Raw genomic sequence first — 20,219 nt, 5'->3', positions numbered from 1 at the left:
GGATTTTTGCAGTGATAGATTACCACGATTCTAGCCTTTTTGACAAAAGCCTAGAATCTCGCAATGAGAAGCACCCCCCGTTTCTTTAAAGCCCCCTTTGCGTAAATGTGGCAAAATCAAAAGCTATCAATTTGACTATTTCCCTTTAAGTGTGGGGATATATTTTGACAATGCCTCAATGTCATCTGCGCTAAGAGAAGCTGCTTGCCCCCACATAGTCGCACCTAGCCCAAAAGTATTTAGCGTCTTTGCCTTGTAGCCTAGAAGTGCGGTTTTGATTTGCGCAGGGGTTAGGGTGTTTGTGATTTTGCTTTTGCCGAGTGCTTGTTTTTCCATTTTTGGTCCGTGGCAGGATTGGCATCGTTGTTTGATGATAGTAGCTGGGTCAGCCCCTTGCAGTGTCAAAATGCTAAAAGATAGTGCAAGCGCACCTAAAATAAGCGTCTTTTTTAGCGTATGTTGTTGGGGTTTCATTTTTGCTCCTTAGTGGTTGGAAGTGTCGTTGTTGTGAGTTGTTTGGGTGATTTTGTGCGTCTAAGATTTTGGCAAAATCATATCCAAAAACCAAAATATTATATTCTCAAAAAACTAATAAAAATGAGATAAAGTTACAAAACTTTTGAGATTATCCAAACTTCAAAAACTACAAAATCTATATAAAAATCTTACTTAAATGGAATCTATTTTGCTTCTACCTTGTATAAAGAAATGCTAGCAAGCATTGCGAACATCTAAGATAAACGCACATAACGCACATTAAGGAGAATCTATGCGAGATAATTTTGGGACAAAACAAGTTTTTTTACGACAATTTTTGCATAATTTTTGGGACGATTGGAGGGGTAGTGCTAGCTTTAGCACAAAAGATACAAAGCCAAAATCAGCCCTAGCAAAATGCCTAAAAAGCATATTTGGCAATGCTATTAAAAGCTATGCGGGCAGAGTGTTTGTAGCGATTTTGCTAGGTGGAGTGGCGTTAGGGATTTTTACCCCTGCTAAAGCAGAAAAAATCAGCGAAATCGCAAATGTCGTAGGCGTGCGCAATAACCAACTAATCGGCTATGGGCTTGTCATCGGGCTAAATGGCACGGGGGACAAAACAAGCTCGCGCTTTACAATGCAATCTATCGCAAATATGCTAGAGAGCGTAAATGTCAAAGTCGATGCAGAATCTATAAAATCCAAAAATGTCGCAGCGGTGCTTGTAACGGCGGATTTGCCACCATTTGCAAGGCAGGGCGATAGACTAGATGTCAAAATCTCTTCTATCGGCGATGCCAAATCGCTAGAATCAGGGATTTTGGTGATGACACCGCTTAGTGCCGTAGATGGCAATATCTACGCAGTGGCACAAGGTGGCGTTACCACAGGGACTTCAAGCAATGCTCTAAGCGCGGTAGTAGCGCAAGGCGCGGTAGTCGAGCGAGAAGTGCCATATAATCTTTTTAGCCAAAATTCTATCACGCTAAGCCTAAAATCTAGCAATTTCCAAAACGCTGTAAAAATCCAAGAATCGCTAAATAAAATCTTTGGCGAGCAAACTGCATTAGCCATCGACTCGCGCACGATAAAGGTGCAAAAACCCCAAGACATAACGCCTGTGGAGTTTCTAGCCCTTATCCAAGAAGTCCAAATCGACTACTCCCAAGCAAACAAAATCATCATCGATGAAAAATCTGGCACAATCGTAGCGGGCATAGATATTCCTGTGCGTCCTGTGGTAGTTACAAGCGGAAATATCACGCTAAAAATCACCAATGAACCGCTTGAGGGCGAAAATCTCCAACAGCTAGATTCTACAAGTAGCTTTGATGCTGGGGCTGGCGTAATCAGTGCGAGCGAAAAAGCCACGACTATTTCTAGCGTGGTAAAGGCTCTGCAAAAAATGGGAGCTAGCCCAAAAAATATGATTTCGATTTTGGAAGCTATGCGACAAAGCGGGGCGATTGCCACGCCGATAGAAGTAATATAGCAGTTTGCCAAAGGAACTACAATGAAAATAGATAGCACAGGCGCGCTAAATCAATACGAAGCACTAAAAATCAAATCCCTAGAATCTAGTCTAAACAACAAGGCGACATTGCACTCAAAAGCAAACGCGCTAAAAAACTCGCTAGATTCTACACAAAAGCTAGATAAACAAAACGCACCGCAGCATAGCGCACAAAGCAAAGAGGACAAAGCACTAAAAGAGCAAACAGATGCGTTTGAAGCGATTTTATTAAAATTTATGCTTGATAACGCGCTAAAGCTAGAAGACCCACTTTTCCCAAAAGAGCCCGGTAGCGACATATATCATAGTATGTATAAAGAAACGCTAGCTGGGCAACTATCAGGTGGTTTTGGATATTCTAAAGCCCTATATGATTGGCTAAAAGAGCAGGGCAAAATCTAGGATTTTCATTTCACATAAACGCGCTTAAAAGTCTAAAAATGCCAAAAAACCCTACCAAAGAATCTAGTTTGCAAAATTTGGATAGTGAGAAGCTACAAACCGATATTTTGCAAGGTGATATTTTAAAAGAAAATAACCCTGAAAATATTAAGGCATTGCTAGAAGAATTTATCCGCATATCTTATAGCTATGAGAGGGAGGTAAAAGACGCAAAAGCCCTGTATGAACGCGTGATTGAGACATTGCCTGAAGCGATATGGGTGTATAATCCTAAAGGGGGTTTTTTTTATCAAAATCAGCTTGCTAAAGATTTAAATCCTCTACTAGAAAAGCTAAAAACACACAGCACAGATTCTAGCAAAAGCCATAAAGCAGGGGCAAAAAACGCCACAAATCCTAACATTAAAACCAAATCTAGCACCAAAACCATCACAAAATCTAGCCCAAAATCCACCAAAAATCCCACACAAGAAGAAATCACCTACCAAAATAAAATCTACCTTATCCAAACAACCTATGTCCAAGCAAGTGATTCTAAAACAAGCGATTTTGATGAGCAGGGGCAATACACGCTAATTACCGCTACTGATATTACGCTTCAAAAGCGTCAAGATAGACTAGCATCGATGGGGCAAATCTCTGCCCACCTCGCACACGAGATACGAAACCCCATAGGCTCTATCTCGCTACTTATTTCTACGCTTGCAAATCGCGCCACAGAAATCCAAAAGCCCCTCATTTATGAAATCCAAAAAAGCATTTTTCGCGTGGAGAGAATCATCAAAGCGACATTGCTTTTTTCAAAAGGCATAAACGCAAACAAAACTCCCAACAAAATCGCTTCTTTAGAGCAAGAACTACGCGAAATACTTGCGTATTATAGTTTTGGCAAAGATATAGATTTTGATTTTAGGTTTGTCGATAAAGTCGCGCTTTTTGATAGGGATTTGATGTTGATTGCGTTGCAAAATTTTCTTTTTAACGCCATTGATGCGATCGAAGAGGGGGAAGCACAAAGTGGCAAAGTATCCATAGAAGCAGTGTTAGAAGGCGATTGGCTAGTTTTTAGCATACAGGATAATGGCAAGCCTTTTGATGAAAATTTTGATGAGGGCGCACTTTTTGAGCCATTTATCAGCACCAAGCTAAAAGGCAATGGCTTAGGGCTAGCACTCTCACGCCAAATCATACAATCCCATCAAGGCTTTATCTCGCTAAATGCCAAAGACAAGCAATTTATCGTGCGGATTAAACGAGCGTAATGGATTTTGTCAATCATTTAGAAATATTGCGTTTTTAAGGTTTTTTATGTGTGTTAGATTTATTTGTATGATTTTTGTGTGCTTTGTGGGGCTTAGCTTTGCTAGCTTAGAATCTAGCGCAGATTCTAGCAATGCGCTAGATTTGGTTGTAGATTCTAGCGTAAATGCTAATGTGGATTTTAGTAGCGATTTTAGCGCAAAATCTAGCGCGGATTTTTATGCAAATTCTAGTGAAAATTCTAAAGTTTTTGCCCTTAGTAAATTTGATAAAAAATTGCTAGAAAATGGCACATTTAAGGGCTATGTGATGAGTGAAAAACTAGATGGCGTGCGCGCCATTTGGGATGGGGAAAATCTAAAAAGCAGGAATGGGAGGATTTTTAGCGCACCAAAATGTTGGCTAGATAGATTGCCACCTTTTTTACTTGATGGCGAGCTTTTTATCGATAGGGGGAGGTTTGAAGAGGTGCTAAGCATAGTAAGCAGGGGCGAAAATGAGTGCGAACAATGCAAATGCGATGAGTGGCAAAAAGTGGGGTATTTTATCTTTGATGTGCCTAATTGTGATGATTTTTTAAATATGGATTTGACAAATACTGATTTGAAAAAAACGAATTTTGCAAAAATGGATTCTAGCAAAATAAAATCTTGCACGCTTTTAGAGCGACTAGCGGTGCTAGAAAAATGGCTAGAAAAAAACGAGCATTTAGCGCAAAACTCTAGCATAGATTTTGCCTCAAAATCTATGCTGCATATTATCCCACAGATACCTATCAATAATCAAAAAGAGCTAGATTCTAAACTAAAAGAAATCATAAAAAGCGGTGGCGAGGGGATTGTGATTCGCAAAAATAGTGCGCCTTATGAGAGATTTCGCACGCCAAATGCGATGAAGCTAAAAGGCTATGAAGACGCTGAATGCGTGGTAATCGCGCATAATATCGGCAAAGGCAAATACGCAAACGCTCTAGGCTCTATCACTTGCGAAAGCCTAGAGCTACCAAAATCCAACTTATCAAAATCCACACTACAAACAAACACGCCTGCCACCAAAAAATCTCTAAATCCTGCTACAAATCCAAAAACTTCCATTGATAAAATCCGCTTTAAAATCGGTAGCGGTTTTAGCGACAAAATGAGGGCAAACCCACCGCCACTTGGCACAATCATCACTTATAAATACTATGGGATAACCAAAAATGGACTGCCTAGATTCCCAATATTTCTTAGAATCTATTCTCCACAATGACAACTAAAATCGCTAAAAATCAACAAAAAGATTTTGGTTTTATCCAACCTAATAAGTTAATTTTTTCTTTTGTGTAAAACCTATAAAAAGAGCGAGTTTAGCGCGTTTGATTAGGGTAAAATTGGCTATAATGATAGCTTAATAAACTAGCAGGAGAGCTAAATGAGCGATAAACAACCAACGCTAATCACGGGACTTTGGAGGAATAAAAATAGTCTAGGGGAGGAAATTTTGGTAGGCAAAATAGGCGTAAATCTAACCGCTATGGTAGTCAAAAACCCAAACTATGAGGAAGGATGGCGATACCCAGAGTTTTTGCTATATTTTGGAAATGGTAGGCAAATGGAAGTAGTTGCTAAGAAAATCGAGCAAGAATGCGATAAACCAGATGAGTAAAAGCACAACATAGCCAACTTTAAGCAATGCAAATAAACTTAACTTTTTGTTATGGATTGAGGTTTATTTGCATTGCACTTCTTAGATTTTTCACACTGATAAAACCTGCTAGAATCACCAAGCCAAAAACAGATTTTTTATAAATGCACTTTGCGTTAATTTAAAAAAAGTTTGGATTGCAATAAATCGCACTTTTTTAATATTTGCTTCACGCCCTCACAAAAACTCACTATTTGTAATATCTAAGCTTAGTTTATTAAGCGTGCGATTAAAGCTATCGTTGCGACACAAAATCGGGCATTTCGCACAATCAATCGCATTATACACTTCCCTAATTCGCGCACCACGCCAAATCTCCTCCAAACTCTGCTTTTCTAAATCCCCCAAAAAATGCTTCGCACTCTGCCGAAAATGCAAACACGCCCACACCTTAAAATCCGCACTTATCACCGTGCTAAAAAAACATTCTGTGGCATTTGTCATATCCACGCCCAGCACCTTCATTTAAGCCTTCCATTTCTTTGTATTTTTGATAGCTCGCCACGATTTTAAATTCTGAATCCTCATATTTTTCGCGCAATTCTAAAAGTTTATTTGTAATATCAAGCCTATCGCCTGTAAATGGGCGAAATTGCGCAAAATCTGCTCCCCTCTCTTTAACTAACTTTACAAAGGATTCCATATCACCTTGCGTGATATTGCTTGTGAGAAACCCCACGCCAAAGCTAGTCTTGCTCCCAAGTCGCACCTTAGTATTTGCAAAACTCTCAATATTTGCCAAAGTTTTTTCAAAGTGTTTTGGCTTCATTCCGTGAATCTTCTCATACATTTCCGCACTCCCCGCATCAATGCTAATCCTAAAATACTCCAAATTCTCCGCTATGATTTCATTTAATCGTTCATTAAGATTCATTCCGTGTGAATTTAGCCCGATATTTTGCCCTGCGTTTTTTAGCAATTTTATGGCGTATTCAAAATGTGGCGAACAAGTAGGCTCACCTCCACCGCTTAAAATCACGCCTTTATTATCCATAGCCCTTAGATTGCGCACCACAGATTCTACTTGCTCTTTGTTTAGCTCGGCATTATTTTCATTATGCCCACAGCAGCCCGGACAGCGATGATTGCATTTGTTGGTTAAGTCAAGTTCGGTTACGATGAGAGTTTTGTGAGAATTGTAAAAGTGGTCGATTTTGCCCGTGTAGCGCAAAATCTTTTCATCTGAGTTGAAGTTATTTATTTTCATTATCCATACTCCGTTTTGTTGCTTTGGGTATATTTTTTGATATACCACTCTATTGTTTTTGCTATGCCAGATTCAAAGCTGTGCTTTGGCTTCCACCCTAGCGTTTTTTGCAGTTTGGTAGAATCTATGGCATATCGCCTATCGTGTCCCGCCCTATCTTTGACAAAGCGAATCTGCTTTGCGTAAGTTTCTTTTTTGGGCAATTTTTTATCTAAGTAGGCGCAGATTTTCTTTGCAATATCAATATTTTCTTTTTCTTCGTTGCCACCGATATTAAAGCACTCAAAAAAGACTTTGTTTTCATCAAAAATGCGTTGATTTTGGGGGCTGTTTTTTGGATTTTCATTTAGTAATTCCCCCCCCCCATTTGAATCTAGCGCGAGGATTTTATTTCTCGCATACGCAAACACCGCGCAAATCGCATCGCAATGGTCTTCTACAAAAAGCCAATCGCGCACATTTTTGCCATCGCCATAGATGGGAATCTCTTTGCCTAAAAGCGCGTTGCGGATAATGGTGGGGATTAACTTTTCATCGTGTTGGTGCATTCCGTAGTTGTTTGAGCAATTTGTAATCACGCAATGCAATCCAAAAGTATGCGCATAGCTTCGCACAATCATATCGCTAGATGCCTTTGAGGCAGAGTAAGGCGAGTTTGGCGCATAAGGGGTGGTTTCGCTAAATTTGCCACTCTCCCCAAGTGTGCCATAGACTTCATCGGTGCTAATGTGGTGAAAAAGCGCGTTTTCATAGCCTTTTTTGTGGCAAAATGGCGAATCTAGCCAATGTTTATACGCGCAATTTAGCAGATTCCAAGTGCCATAGACATTTGTTTTGATAAATACTTCGGGCGTGGCGATAGAATTATCCACATGCGATTCAGCAGCAAAGTGAATCACGCTAGTTACATTATACTTTGCAAAAATCTCGCTAACTAGCACACTATCGCAAATATCGCCCTTTATAAAATGATAGTTTTTATGCGCTTTTACGCCTTTTAGATTCTCCAAATTCCCCGCATAAGAGAGGCAATCCAAATTGATAATCGTGCTATCTTTATCCGCACATTTTGGCAAATATTCGCGCAAAAAATGCTCGATAAAATTACTCCCGATAAACCCCGCCCCACCTGTGATAAGTATGCTTTTCATTTGCTATCCTTTTTGCGCTTTAAATTTTAAAATGCCTATCTTGCATTTGCAAGTGAGCTAAGATACACACCATAGTCGTTTTTATCAAGTTTGCTCGCCAACTCACGCAATTTATCCGCATCTATCCAGCCATTTAGATAGGCGATTTCCTCTAAACACGCGATTTTTAGATTTTGCCGTTTTTGCAAGGTTTGGATAAAGCTACTCGCCTCTAATAGCGAATCGTGCGTCCCTGTGTCAAGCCACGCAAAGCCTCTCCCCATAGTCGCGCATTTTAGGCGGTTTGATTGCAAATACATTTGATTTAGCGTGGTGATTTCTAGCTCGCCACGCGCACTTGGTTTTATTTGCTTTGCTAGCTTGCTCACTCCGCGTGGGTAAAAATACAGCCCCGTTACCGCATAATCGCTTTTTGGCAGGGCAGGCTTTTCCTCTAAGCCTATGACTTCGCCTTGCGCGTTAAACTCTGCTATGCCATAGCGTTGCGGGTCGCGCACCTTGTAGCCAAAAATCGTGGCAAAGCCATTTTGTGCGTCCGTTACGCCATTTTCTAGCAGGGGTGTCAGTCCGCTACCATAAAAGATATTATCCCCTAGCACAAGGCAAGAGGGCGAATCGCCTAAAAAAGATTCCCCTAAAATAAAGGCTTGGGCAAGCCCATCAGGGCTAGGCTGCACACAATAGCTAAGATTTACCCCAAAATCCGCTCCGTCTCCCAAAAGTGCCTTAAAATTTGCGCTATCTTGGGGCGTAGTGATGATAAGTATCTCGCGAATCCCCGCTAGCATAAGCACAGATAGCGGATAATAAATCATCGGCTTGTCAAAAACGGGCAAAAGTTGCTTGCTAATGCCCTTTGTGATGGGGTAAAGCCTCGTGCCAGAGCCCCCTGCTAGGATTATGCCCTTAAAATTTGTGCTTTTTGTATTTATGTGTTTCATTTGCTTCCTTGTAAATTTTTAAAAATAATCTCATAATTTTAGATTATTTTAGATTGATTTGCGAAGTAGAATCTTTTATATGATGTTTGGCAGATTCTTTTGTGAATGCTAAATCTAGCGCAAAATCCTTTGCTTTGTCATTATCTTTTGGCATAGCAAATGCGCTAGATTCTCCGCTAGGGCTAGAAATATCACTAGGCAAATCGCGTTTAGATTCTAGCAGATACACAGGCTCTTTTGGCTTTGTAAAAAAATACAAAAGACAAATCCCAATGATAAGTGCTAGCGAAGAAGCATATAAAATAGAGATTTTAGATAAAATGATAGCATCTTCGTGATCATAAGCTAGATTTGCCACAAAAATAGACATCGTAAAGCCTATGCCCGCTAAACACCCTGTGGCAAATATATGTCCAAATGATAAATCATTTGGCTTAGTCGCCACTCCTAGCTTCACACCCAAAAACGAAAAAACCAAAATCCCAATGGGTTTCCCCACCACTAGCCCCAAAATCGTCCCTAAAAATATATGGTCTAAATCAAAATTTATACTAGAATCTATGCGCACGCCTGCATTTACAAACGCAAAAAATGGGACTACAAAATACGAACACAAAGGGTGCAAAAATGTTTGTAGCTGAAGCAGTGGATTTTGTGCGGCGTGAGAATATTTGGCGATAGATTCTAGGATTTGGACGCGCTGACTTTGCTCTTGTATGTTAAATGTGCGCTCGCTTTCTTTAGAGCTAAAAAATTTCTTTAGGCTTGCTAAAGTTTGGCGAAATCCTCCCATATCTTCTTTTTTTGCTTGTGTTTCAAAAAAGTTTCGCCCGCTTTGCGTGATATGCGTGATTTTTTTTAGCTCTTCGCGCAATCGCAAAAGCGCAATATCAGAGACATTTGAACGACCGGGGATACAAAACGCCAAAAGCACGGCTGCTATGGTGGCGTGGATTCCGCTATTATGCACTGCTATCCACAAAAGCACGCCTAAAAATAAATAACTTGAGGTTTTGCGCGTATCTTGTTGGTTAAAATAAATCAGCACAGCTAAAATAATAAGCGCAATGATAAGCCAAGAAATTTGCAGATTTTGCGTATAAAAAATCACTATGACAAAAATCGCTCCCAAATCATCTACCACCGCAAGCGTGACCAAAAAAACCTTTAGGCTAAGAGGCACTCGCTTGCCTAGAAAGAGTATCGCACCAAGCGCAAAAGCCGTATCCGTGCTCATCGCCACGCCAAATCCCACAGCTGAAGGCGTGCCGTGATTAAAAAACAGATAGATTCCTATGGGGACTACAATCCCTCCAAGCGCGGCAAGCATAGGGAAAATGACTTTTTTTGCTCCTGCTAGCTCGCCATAGAGAATCTCTCTTTTCATCTCTAGCCCAATCATTAAGAAAAAAAAGCTCATCGCTATGTCATTTACAAAATGCAAAATCGACATCCCTGCGTGCCCCTCGCCAAAAAACACGCCAAGTTTTAACTCTTGAAATGCAAAATATTTTTCTGCAAACGCGGAATTTGCCACGCCCATAGCAAAAATCACGCAAAAAAACAGCAATACCCCGCTAAAAGATTCGTGGCTAATAAATGTATTTAGCCCTTTTTTTAGCCTATCTTTGACATTTATGGCTTGTGCGCTATGAAATCTATGTCGCGAAGTCTTTGTAAAATAAGGCAACTTAGGCTGACTAGAATCCCCCTCCAAACTCTCCTCAAACTCTTGCAAATCTTCAAAATCATCAATGCCTTGCCCGTCAAATTCTCGCTCAATATCGCTAAGATTTGGCGTGATACCTCGCGCAAAATCCTGCCTGCTATCGATATTATCGCTAAAATCATCTAAATCATCTAGCCCCTCTAGTTCATCGGTATTTTGACTAATTGCATTGTTTTGTGTATTTGACATATTTGTAGGATTTGTAGATTCCATAGATTCTGCGGGATTTATAGATTTTGTGTGATTTGTTTCATTGTCTTTGGTTTGTGAAGTTTTGGGGGATTTTGCGTCTTTGTTGGTATCTTGTTGGGTTGTTTTTTTGGGGGTTTTTTGAGTGTCTTTTTTAGGTTTTTTTATCAAAGCAAAATCCCCCCAAGATTGGTTTATGTATTCCTCAAAAGACATATCGTTAGATTCTGCCTTATCGCTAGATTTTGGGCTAGATTTTACTTCAAAATCTAAGCTAGAATCTAAAGAATTAGTCTTGGTGTTTTTGGCAGATTTTTTAGGCATTTGGTAACCTTTTTTGTTTTATTTTTGCGTTTGAATGGCATATTTTGTTTAATGTTATTTCATAAAAATCAAGTGGCAAACATAAAATCATAAACCCTAATAACACGCGCAATTATAAGCGATTAAGGCTAATCTTTTGGTATTTTTTGGGATTTTGTGTGCTATGTGAGTATTTTTGTGGATTTTTATGCGATTTGTATGGATTTGTGTCAATGTATATTAGGCATTGTGTGAATTTATGTAATGCTTATGTAAGGTTTATGTGCGTTTTTATGCAAGTTTTATTTGTGCGTTAATAAAAATACATTAACATTGCTTTCACATTTGTGCTAAATACTAAAAGCTATTCTCTTTTTGATGGGCAAAATGAGAATCAATAATGCGATTTTAGGCATAAATAACATAAACAAACCAAGACAAAAATCCAAAAAAAGAGGTTGCAAAATGGACTTTTTACGAACACATATTGATATGATTATTTTTTGTGTGCTAGGACTTATGAGCTTTTTATCGCTATGGTTTAGCATAGAGCGTGTGCTTTATTTTTGGCGTGTAGATGTGCGTGTGTTTGTCGATATTGACGCCCTTGAAGAATCCCTTACCAAAAACCTAACCACACTTTATATCATTTATTCAAACGCCCCTTATGTCGGGCTTTTAGGCACGGTGGTAGGCATTATGATAACATTTTATGATATGGGTGTCAGTGGCGGGATTGATGCAAAAAGCATAATGGTAGGGCTATCTCTAGCACTAAAAGCCACGGCCTTAGGGCTAGTCGTGGCTATCCCCACACTTATCTTGTATAACGCACTTTTGCGCCGTGTAGATGTGTTGCTAAATCGCTACAAAGCCTACAAAAAATCCTAAGCCCAAAACATACAAACCACACAAAATCTAGGAGAATCAAATGAAACTACATCGCCGAGATGGGCTAAATGTTATCCCGCTTATTGATGTTATGCTTGTCTTGCTTGCTATTGTGCTAAGCGTTTCGACTTTTATCGCTCAAGGGGCAATCCCTATCAATCTCCCTCAAGCCGATAAAGTCGAAAAAAAACTTGATGATAAACGGCTAACTATCGTAATAAATGCCGATAATAAAATCTACATTGACGATGAAGAAAAAGATTTTGATGCGATAAAACAAATCATAAATCAAACCAACGATGACAAAATGATAGAAGTCAAAAGCGACAAAGACGCGAAATTTGACAATTTTGTAAGAATTATAGGTATATTAAAGGACAAAGGGCATGAAAACTTTTCTATCTCTGCGCAAGCAGATTAAAACTCCTGCATTTATCGGCTTTGCTAGCTCTGTGGTATTTCATCTAGGGCTACTAGCGGGGATTTTAGGGGTATTTGATAGAAATGAGAATCTAGAAGAAATAGGGCTAGCCCAAATCACAATGAGCCTAGCAAGTATCAACACAAATGCCAACCAAAAAGCCTACTCCACTCCTACCAAACCTCGCCATAAACGGCACAAAAAACACCACAAAGAGCATATCAAACACCACAAATCAAAACACCCAATCCCGCTAGAAGAGCTAGAAAAAATGCAAGAAGAGCCAAATGAGCAAGAAAACATAAGCAAAAATATCCCAACCGAGCTAGAATCAAACGCCGCTTCCAATCAAGACTCGCAAGGCTCTACCTATGAATCCTTAGCGTTTAATGAAGGCATAAGCGATGAGTTTTACCAAAAAGTCCAAGCCGAAATCCGCAAAAAACACCACTACCCCAGACTAGCCCAAATCCGTGAAATGCAAGGTAGCGTGTGGGTGGATTTTGTCCTAGAGCCAAATGGCGCGATAAAAAACCTCAAAATCTACCGCTCCAACACAGGCGACATACTAAACACACAAGCCCTAAAAAGCGTCCTAGAAGCGCACAAAAACTTCCCCAAACCCGAAAAAATCGTCCGACTAAAAATCGAGGTAAATTATAATTTAGAGCACCGATAAAAAGCGTCTATAATGTGGAGTTTGCATAGGTTTGTTGGCATATTTTGTTGCGCGTTTATGGCTATGGGGTTGTTTGCTAATGAAAATATACCGACTTGCAGTGAATTTTGCACTTGCAGTGAATTTTGCAACGACAACGCAAAATCCCGCACTCCCAAAAGCGATAAGAACTCATTATTGCTTCTTTATGAAAACGACTCAAACTTCAATCCACACATTGATAGATACTACACCGCAGGAGCAGCACTCAAATTTCACTCCAAAGATTTGCTACAAAATCAAACTAGCAAGCATCGCACAAGATTTTATGCCTTTATGAATGCGATTTCTTTGCCTAGCTTTTTTGCGAAATATTTATCAAAATACGATGAGAATGCGCTTTTTGCCCCATCTTTTGGCATAGCTATGTCCCAAGAAATATACGCCCCAAAAGATAAATTTTCAAACCCGCCACCAAGTGGGGATTATCCATATAGCGGATTTTTATACACAAGCGTTGTGTTGCAAAATTGATTTAAATATATTGTCGAGCAGTTTGAAGCCCAAATAGGAGTAGTAGGCAAAGCAGCCCTTGCCAAACAAACACAAGATTTTATCCACGAAGCGCGAAATGTCCGCAAACTATCGGGCTGGGATACACAGCTAAAAAATGAAGGGATTTTTAATATGTATTATCGTTTGTCTTTTAGCCTGCCAAAAGTGTATGAAAAAAGCAAATCATTGCTAGATATTATGCCTCAAGCTAGCTTTGGGCTAGGCAATGCCAAAATCTATGCCCAAGCAAACCTAATCGCCCGCATAGGCTACAACCTAATTCCAAACACATTCGCGCCGACTATAAATTCTGGCTTTGTAAGTGCGATGAAACATTCATTTGATTTTAGTGTAGAGGCTTATGCGGGGGTTGGGATTCGCGCTGTGGTGCGCAATATGTTTTTGCAGGGCAATTCTTTTTTGCCACGCAATGATATTGATTTGTCGCGTGGTGTGGGGGAGTTTATATGGGGAGTTAGTCTAAATTATAAGCGATTTTTTGTGGCATATACCGCGCTTCATCACACGAGAGAATTTAGCAATCAAGATGGCGGGGGATTAAACGGAATCCACACCATTGGTAGCATTATTGTAGGTGGAAATTTTTAGATTTTGGTTGTGGTTTATAAAAACTAGGCTTAGGATAACTTAAAAAGCTGTTTTATCAACTTCATTTTTTGCCCTGCATTTTTGAAGTTTTTTCACATTCATTGGCGATTAAGATTTTATGTTACTTAAAGTTTTTACACAAAGATTTTATATGTAGCGATATGCTTGTTTTTCATCGCGTGAGTTGTGGCTAAAACTTTTTTTTGCTAGGGATTAAATTAAGACATTTTATTTTTCTTTAGCAAGCAAAGCACAAAGCAAAAGCACGCTACGAGGATAATACTTGCTCCGCTTGATAGATTGAGCGCGTAGGATAACGCTAGCCCGCTTAGGCAAAATATCGCGCTTAAAATGCACGAGAGAAGCATTATCCCGCCCAAAGTCCGTGCAAATCGCTCCGCGATAAAGCAGGGAATCCCAAGCAATGCAAGCACCAAAATAAGCCCCACCACGCGCATAGCCACCACCACGCAAAGCGCGATAACACATACCAAGACTACATACAAAATCCCCGTTTTTACCCCCTTTAGCCCTGCAAATTCGCTATCAAAGCTCATCGATTCAAACTGCCGATAAAGCGCGACAGCAATGCCAACAAAAAGCACATCACACACGCCCATAATCGCCAAATCTTCCCCGCTAATCGCCAAAATATTGCCAAATAAATAGCTCATCAAATCCCCGCCAAAATCGCTACTCTTATCCACCAAAATAATCCCAAACGCCATACCAAACGCCCAAATCACGGCGATTACATTATCGCTTCTATGCGGATAGACTTTGCTAAGATATGCCACGATAATGGCTAAAAATAGCGCGAACATCGCCGTGCTAGCAAACATAGCAACGCCACTAAGCCCTAGATAAAATCCAAGCCCGATTCCCCCAAAAGCCCCGTGCGTAATGCCTCCCGCTAGTGAAAAAAGCCGATTTATCATTACTAATGAGCCGATAATCCCACACGCCACGCTTACCAAAAACGCGCCAAAAATCGCATTTTGCATAAAGCTAAAAGAGAGGATTTCAAACATTTGCGCCCTTTAGATTTTGCGGATTTTGCACGCGTTGCAATGCACTTTTATGCGTGGGGAGGGGATTTTGATTTTGTTGCACCTTTTGCGGATTTTGTCGCCACTCTAGCGTGCGATTGAGCGTTGCGACTTTGTTTGCGTATTTACTTGCCAAATCCACATCGTGGCTAATGAGTAAAATCCCTACACCGCGTTTATGCAAGCAATCTAAAAGTGAAAAAATCGCCTCCGCGCTTTGCTTATCCACACTTGCACTTGGCTCATCTAAAAGCAATATTTTGCACTCCCCCACCAAAGCCCGCGCGATAAACACTCTCTGTCGTTGCCCTCCGCTTAAATCATTTAGATTTCTATCCCAAAGATTTGCGATTCCCACAAGTGAGAGGGCATTTCGTGCTTTGTCTTTGTCGCGTTTAGAAGCAAAGCCAAAGGTTCTCCCTCCCACAAGTCCCATCGCCACGCAGTCAATGGCGCGAATCGCAAAGTTTGGATTTGCCTGCGTGATTTGTGGGACATAGCCCATTTGCGTAGTTTTGACATAGCGCGTTATGTGTGGATTTTGCGGGTGCAAAATGCCTAAAATTAGCCTTATTAGCGTAGATTTCCCCCCGCCATTTGCCCCCGTAATCGCCAAAAAATCGCCACTAAAAAAGCGCAAATTGATATGTTCTAGCACGGGCGGTTGATTCGCACTATACGCAAAGTCTAAATTTTCTATCCTAAAAAGCTCCATAACATTACCTCAAAAATTGCGAAATCTCATACCCAAAATCACGCCATTTTAAAATTTAAATTTTAAAACACGCCAGATTGTATCGCTAATGAATTGACAAACATAAAAATCCCCACACAAAGCATTCCACAAAGCGCGAGGTATTCTAAAAAGCGCGAGAGTTTCGCACTAGCACTTAACCGCACCTTATGCGCAAAAACCGCAGATACAAACACCACCGCGCTCATTCCAATCGCAATGCAAAGCGCACTTACAAGCGCACTAAAAAAGCTTACTTCAAAGCATAACAACAGCACGATAATCATACTAGGGCAAGGCACGATTCCCGCTGCGATTATCACGCCCCATTTGGCAAAATCAATCTTTGGAAAACGCCTTTGCATAGCATTCAGCGCGTTTATAAGCGTAGAGCGTGGATTTTGCGCGTTGTTCTTATAAAGCGTGTTTGAGTTAAGCGCGTGTTTTTGGCAGGACACACACCCGCAAGTATGCGCGTGTTTGCCACGCATTTTTCGCACGAGCAAGACTAACGCCACCGCGATGATTATCGCGCTTGAAATCTGCGTGATAATCGCATTTGTGTCATTTGCTAGGCTTTGCACCACGATTTTTAAGACAAAAAGCCCAAGCCCCACAAGCACAAACGCGCTTACAATATGCACTATCCCTACGCGCAGGGCAAACCCAAATGCCTTTGCATAAGAGCCTTTGTGCGCTAAAAAATACGAGCTAGTCAGCAATTTGGCGTGTCCGGGCGCAGCGGCGTGTAAAATGCCATAAAGCAGGCTTAACGCCATTAAGCCCAAAATCCCAAATACGCTTTTTTCGCCTATTATGTGGGATTTTATGGTGGAGAGCATTTTGGCATTGAGCGCGACTATGCCCTGCCACAGCGCACTTAAAAATGCCTTGCTAGAATCTTTTATGTTTTGCAAGCTAGAATGTGGGGGGAGATTTTGCATAGTTTCAGAATTTAAATCGCTAGATTTTGCTTTTTGAAAATCCTCTAAATCCTCGCTTAAATTCTCATTCAAATCCTCCTCATTTTTTGCCTCAAAAATGATAAGGTTTGCATTTGCATTGCCCACCAAAATCCGCTCCCCTAGCGCAATGTCGCGCGGCAAAAGTTTAAACGCAAAAAAATCCCCCTCATCTTGGACTTGCACGGCAAGTCGCTTAGACTTGTCAAAATCAGAATTTAAAACGACTTCATAGCGATAGATAAGCCTCTCATCGCGCATAAAGATTTCATTATGTTGCACGCGAAATTTGACATTCTCTAGATTTTCATTGTTTGGATTTTCTCGCAGGATTTGGGTTAGGTTATTTTTTGGCAGGGTATAGCTTGTAAGCGCGTTTTTTATGGCGTTTAGCTCGCTTTTTTCAAGCACATTATTTGCGTTTGTATCATAAGTGTGAAGTAGCGTTTGGGTAAATTCGCGCTCAAATTCCCATTCAAGCGCGATAGAGCTTTGCGCGTTATGCTTGCTAATATAGAGCACGGTTACAAGCACATTTGGGATATAGGCTTGGCAGAGCGCACAGGCATAGATTTGCGCTATGCTAAGTGCGACAAAAAGGCAAAATCCAAACAAAACTCGCATTTGCTAAAACCTTGCTAGCCTTACTCTACGCCTTATTCTTGCTCTGCGATTTTTTGCGCGATGTGGAGCATTTGCTTGTCCCACTCATCGCTTAGATGATTGATTTGTGCGACATTTGCGCCTAACTCTTTGGCAAGAGTTTTAGCGGATTTTTGGGCGAATCCTTTTTGCACAAAAATCGTGCGGATTTGCTCTTTTTTAGCTAGATTTATTATGGCTTGCAAATCCTTTGCCTTAGGCTCTTTACCGAGAATCTCCACAGGGATTTGAGTGAGATTATATCGCAAAGCAAAGTAGCTTAAACTTGGGTGGTAGATGATAAATTTTTTGTGCTTGCTTTGGGAGAGGATTTGTGTGATTTGGGCGTGTAAGCTATCTAATTCTTTTTCAAAATCCGCGAGATTTTGCGCGTAAAACTTCGCATTTTGCGGGTAGAGTTTGCGTAAAGTTTTGGCGATATTTTTTGCGATTGTTTTTACCAAAATCGGGTCAAGCCAAATATGTGGGTCTTTGCGCGAATGCGTGTGCGAATCGTGCGAATGCGTATTAGATTTGTGCGCGTGAGAATCTTTATGTGAATGTGAATCGTGCGCGTGATTATGCTCGTGCGTATCGCTCATCTTTGCTATGCCCTCGCTTATATCCACGATTTTTATGTCTTTAAATTTATCCGCTAAAATCGCTTCGATTTCTAGCCCGATAGTGAAATACACCGCGCTTTTTTGCAGGTTTGCCACCACGCTAGGCTTAAAATCTAGCGTGTGCTCATCGCTATTTGGCGGGATTATGAGGTTTATATCCACGCTATTTTTAGCGATTTTTTGGACGAAATAGCCCACAGGCGCGATACTCACCGAGATTATGGGCTTTTGCGCATTGAAGTCTTTTGCGCTTGCTACATTCAAGCACAATGCTAGCGTGCAAAACGCCACTATGCCTCCACGCAAGATTTTGCTAAATCTATATTTTTTCATCGTTGTTCCTTATGTTGATTTTGCGTTGAAATTTGCGTTTAAATTTTAAAATCTCCACTGCATATACGCCTTGCCAAAAGAGCGATTGAGCGTATGAGGGATTCCATTGTGTGCGTGTTTATCGAGCATATACACAGCCAAGCCACCGATTTCAAAGCCGCCAGCGAATTCATATCGCAATCCTAGTGAAAACGCGCTCTGCGTCTTAGCACTGCTTGTGCTATCTCGCCCCATAATTTCTAAGCCAAATCGCCTCTTTGCGCCAAATCGCGCCCCCACAAAGCCATAGTAAGTGTTTGTATGCGCGTCATAAGCGTTTGTCGTATGGCTTCCGCTATGCAATGCACCAGGGCGTATCACGCCAAATCCCTGCCCCTCGTGCGCTTCAAAGCGCGAAGTAGTCTCAATGTTTGCTAGCTCAAAGACGCGCGCGCCGATATGCTGAAATCCTAGCCCAAAGTAGAGCAAATCTTTGTAGAGAAACTCTTGCTCTAAGAGCGCGAAATAAGTATCGCCTCGATTATCCGTATCTAAGTGTCCGTGCCCGTCCTCGTGGTTGTGGTTATGCTCGCCACCTTCTTCGTTATGATTATGTCCTGCGTGGATTCGCGCATAATTTGAATACAAAAACGCTCCGTGTGCGATAGTCTTGCTCCGCCATTTTGTGCCACTTACATTGCCATTAAAATCCCCGCCAAAGCCAATATCTAGCACAAATTTGCTCCCATACACGCTAAAAAAATGCGTCAAATAATACGCGTAAGGCTCGATATGAAAGCGCGTATTTTGGCTTAAGGCGAGGGATAGATTTACCCCGCCAGCGAAAAGATTTTCTTTTGGGTAGAGGTGTTTATAAAAGTCAAAATCCGAGCTAAATTCGCGCGTAATGTCTGCGTGCTCATTTACCCAGATTCCATAGATTTGGGCAGAATGTGGATTTGTGCCTGTGCTAAATGGGAGCGTTACGCGTCCAAACACGCCCTGCAATGAATGCCCCACCCACTCTAATTCTTGCTCAAATCGCCCCGCTAGCACTTCGACACTTGCGCGGTTAAAGTCTTTGATATAGCCCAAATACGCGTTGTTTGCGACAAAATTTGAATTGATATAAGTGTAGGCGTTTGCCCTGTCGTTATAAAAAGGCGAATACGCCACTGCGCCTACGCCCACTTGCAAGCCACTTAAGCCGTTATGCGCGTTTGCAAAGGGGGTTGCGCGAAGCAAAAGGCGTGAGTAAAGCATCGCGTAGTTGTCTTTGTTTGCGTTGTCGCTTTTGCTCGCAAGGGCAGAGGATTTGCCAAAGATTCCCACTTTTGCGCTAAGACTAGCAAAATCGCTTTGCTTTGAATGCTCGTGCTCGTGGAGTTCGTAAGTATGCAAATAATCACGCTTGGTGGCGTGAGAATCCCCGTGATTTTCGTGCGTGGCGTGCGAATTTGTGTGGGAATTATGCGCGTGCGAATGGCTAGAATCTGCATTAAAATCGTGGGGGTGCGAATGTCCATCTTGCAAGTTATGTGCGTGCGAATACTCGTGTGAGTCGCTGTGAGAATGCGATTTGTGTTGATTATCGCGGATTTTGTCTGTGTTTTGTGCGCTGCTTTGCGTGGTTGGCGTATGTTGATTTTGCGCTGTTTTGTTTGCATTGTCTGCATACAGGGCATTTGCGCTAGTGAGAAACGCACAAAGACAAAGTGCCTTTAGCGTTAGATTTTGTGTGCGTTGCATTTTGCTTTGTGATATGGTGCGTGTTTGCAAGTCATTAAATGGTGTATTGCTAAGCATTTTTGTTTGTGGTTTGAAATTCTGCATTGTAAGTCCTTTTTCACCTTTTTGGTGGTTTTTTAAAATTTAAACGGCGGATTATAACACTTTTTTGCTT

General features: G+C 41.1%; 19 protein-coding genes and 1 pseudogene. 9 read left to right on the top strand and 11 right to left on the bottom strand.

Annotated features, from left to right (window positions below):
- Positions 1-135 precede the first annotated feature (135 nt).
- Complete coding sequence (locus ACWIX0_RS05640; RefSeq protein ID WP_454172687.1) at positions 136-474, bottom strand: c-type cytochrome; 339 nt, start codon at positions 472-474, stop codon at positions 136-138.
- 295 nt (positions 475-769) lie between these two features.
- Here ACWIX0_RS05640 and ACWIX0_RS05635 point away from each other — a divergent pair, with 295 nt between their 5' ends.
- The 5 genes from ACWIX0_RS05635 (at position 770) to ACWIX0_RS05615 (ending at position 5,302) form a co-directional block, all read left to right on the top strand.
- Positions 770-1,972 (top strand): flagellar basal body P-ring protein FlgI, encoded by a 1,203-nt coding sequence (locus ACWIX0_RS05635; RefSeq protein ID WP_454172685.1) that lies wholly within the window; start codon positions 770-772, stop codon positions 1,970-1,972.
- A gap of 108 nt (positions 1,973-2,080) precedes the next feature.
- Complete coding sequence (locus ACWIX0_RS05630) at positions 2,081-2,395, top strand: rod-binding protein (RefSeq protein WP_454172731.1); 315 nt, start codon at positions 2,081-2,083, stop codon at positions 2,393-2,395.
- Positions 2,368-3,657, top strand: coding sequence for a sensor histidine kinase (locus tag ACWIX0_RS05625; RefSeq protein ID WP_454172683.1), 1,290 nt, complete (start codon positions 2,368-2,370; stop codon positions 3,655-3,657). Before ACWIX0_RS05630 ends, ACWIX0_RS05625 begins: the two co-directional genes overlap by 28 nt.
- On the top strand, positions 3,614-4,906 hold the full coding sequence (locus tag ACWIX0_RS05620) for a DNA ligase (protein ID WP_454172681.1): 1,293 nt from the start codon (positions 3,614-3,616) through the stop codon (positions 4,904-4,906). Before ACWIX0_RS05625 ends, ACWIX0_RS05620 begins: the two co-directional genes overlap by 44 nt.
- Positions 4,907-5,068: 162 nt before the next feature.
- Positions 5,069-5,302, top strand: coding sequence for a hypothetical protein (locus ACWIX0_RS05615; RefSeq protein ID WP_454172679.1), 234 nt, complete (start codon positions 5,069-5,071; stop codon positions 5,300-5,302).
- A gap of 216 nt (positions 5,303-5,518) precedes the next feature.
- On the opposite strand, the gene ACWIX0_RS05610 is transcribed toward ACWIX0_RS05615, so the two are convergent.
- The 5 genes from ACWIX0_RS05610 to nhaA are packed head-to-tail and all read right to left on the bottom strand — an operon-like array spanning position 5,519 to position 10,882.
- On the bottom strand, positions 5,519-5,806 hold the full coding sequence (locus tag ACWIX0_RS05610) for an SPASM domain-containing protein (protein WP_454172677.1): 288 nt from the start codon (positions 5,804-5,806) through the stop codon (positions 5,519-5,521).
- Entirely contained in the window at positions 5,757-6,548 is a 792-nt protein-coding gene (locus ACWIX0_RS05605) for a radical SAM protein (protein ID WP_454172676.1), read from the bottom strand. Before ACWIX0_RS05605 ends, ACWIX0_RS05610 begins: the two co-directional genes overlap by 50 nt.
- Positions 6,548-7,699: a dTDP-glucose 4,6-dehydratase gene (locus ACWIX0_RS05600; RefSeq protein ID WP_454172674.1), complete on the bottom strand. Its 1,152-nt coding sequence runs from the start codon at positions 7,697-7,699 to the stop codon at positions 6,548-6,550. Before ACWIX0_RS05600 ends, ACWIX0_RS05605 begins: the two co-directional genes overlap by 1 nt.
- A gap of 35 nt (positions 7,700-7,734) precedes the next feature.
- Positions 7,735-8,640: a glucose-1-phosphate thymidylyltransferase RfbA gene (gene rfbA / locus ACWIX0_RS05595; RefSeq protein ID WP_454172672.1), complete on the bottom strand. Its 906-nt coding sequence runs from the start codon at positions 8,638-8,640 to the stop codon at positions 7,735-7,737.
- 43 nt (positions 8,641-8,683) lie between these two features.
- A complete protein-coding gene (gene nhaA, locus ACWIX0_RS05590; protein ID WP_454172670.1) occupies positions 8,684-10,882 on the bottom strand; it encodes a Na+/H+ antiporter NhaA in 2,199 nt (732 codons plus the stop codon).
- 444 nt (positions 10,883-11,326) lie between these two features.
- On the opposite strand from nhaA, the gene exbB reads away from it, so the two are divergent.
- The 4 genes and pseudogenes from exbB to ACWIX0_RS05570 all read left to right on the top strand — a co-directional run bounded on the left by exbB (position 11,327) and on the right by ACWIX0_RS05570 (position 13,995).
- On the top strand, positions 11,327-11,752 hold the full coding sequence (exbB, locus tag ACWIX0_RS05585; RefSeq protein ID WP_454172730.1) for a TonB-system energizer ExbB: 426 nt from the start codon (positions 11,327-11,329) through the stop codon (positions 11,750-11,752).
- A gap of 40 nt (positions 11,753-11,792) precedes the next feature.
- Positions 11,793-12,173, top strand: coding sequence for a TonB system transport protein ExbD (gene exbD, locus ACWIX0_RS05580; protein WP_454172668.1), 381 nt, complete (start codon positions 11,793-11,795; stop codon positions 12,171-12,173).
- Entirely contained in the window at positions 12,139-12,852 is a 714-nt protein-coding gene (locus ACWIX0_RS05575) for an energy transducer TonB (RefSeq protein WP_454172666.1), read from the top strand. The genes exbD and ACWIX0_RS05575 overlap by 35 nt, the downstream gene beginning before the upstream one ends.
- A 12-nt stretch (positions 12,853-12,864) precedes the next feature.
- Positions 12,865-13,995, top strand: a pseudogene (locus ACWIX0_RS05570) (lipid A deacylase LpxR family protein).
- Positions 13,996-14,213: 218 nt separating this feature from the next.
- Here ACWIX0_RS05570 and ACWIX0_RS05565 read toward each other — a convergent pair.
- From ACWIX0_RS05565 to ACWIX0_RS05545, 5 genes are all read right to left on the bottom strand, one after another.
- The gene (locus ACWIX0_RS05565) at positions 14,214-15,026 is read right to left on the bottom strand and encodes a metal ABC transporter permease (protein WP_454172665.1); all 813 of its coding nucleotides are present in this window, start codon (positions 15,024-15,026) and stop codon (positions 14,214-14,216) included.
- Positions 15,019-15,759 (bottom strand): metal ABC transporter ATP-binding protein, encoded by a 741-nt coding sequence (locus tag ACWIX0_RS05560; RefSeq protein WP_454172663.1) that lies wholly within the window; start codon positions 15,757-15,759, stop codon positions 15,019-15,021. The genes ACWIX0_RS05565 and ACWIX0_RS05560 overlap by 8 nt, the downstream gene beginning before the upstream one ends.
- A 62-nt stretch (positions 15,760-15,821) precedes the next feature.
- The gene (locus tag ACWIX0_RS05555) at positions 15,822-17,363 is read right to left on the bottom strand and encodes a HoxN/HupN/NixA family nickel/cobalt transporter (protein WP_454172661.1); all 1,542 of its coding nucleotides are present in this window, start codon (positions 17,361-17,363) and stop codon (positions 15,822-15,824) included.
- 32 nt (positions 17,364-17,395) lie between these two features.
- Positions 17,396-18,337: a metal ABC transporter solute-binding protein, Zn/Mn family gene (locus tag ACWIX0_RS05550; RefSeq protein WP_454172659.1), complete on the bottom strand. Its 942-nt coding sequence runs from the start codon at positions 18,335-18,337 to the stop codon at positions 17,396-17,398.
- Between the two features lie 45 nt (positions 18,338-18,382).
- Positions 18,383-20,149 carry a hypothetical protein gene (locus tag ACWIX0_RS05545; RefSeq protein ID WP_454172658.1) on the bottom strand — a complete coding sequence of 589 codons (1,767 nt, stop codon included), beginning with the start codon at positions 20,147-20,149 and terminating at the stop codon, positions 18,383-18,385.
- Positions 20,150-20,219 lie beyond the last annotated feature (70 nt).

Source organism: Helicobacter sp. T3_23-1059, from assembly GCF_053654515.1.
Note: the sequence above shows the minus strand (reverse complement) of the source record. Positions and strands in the feature narration are given on the sequence as shown.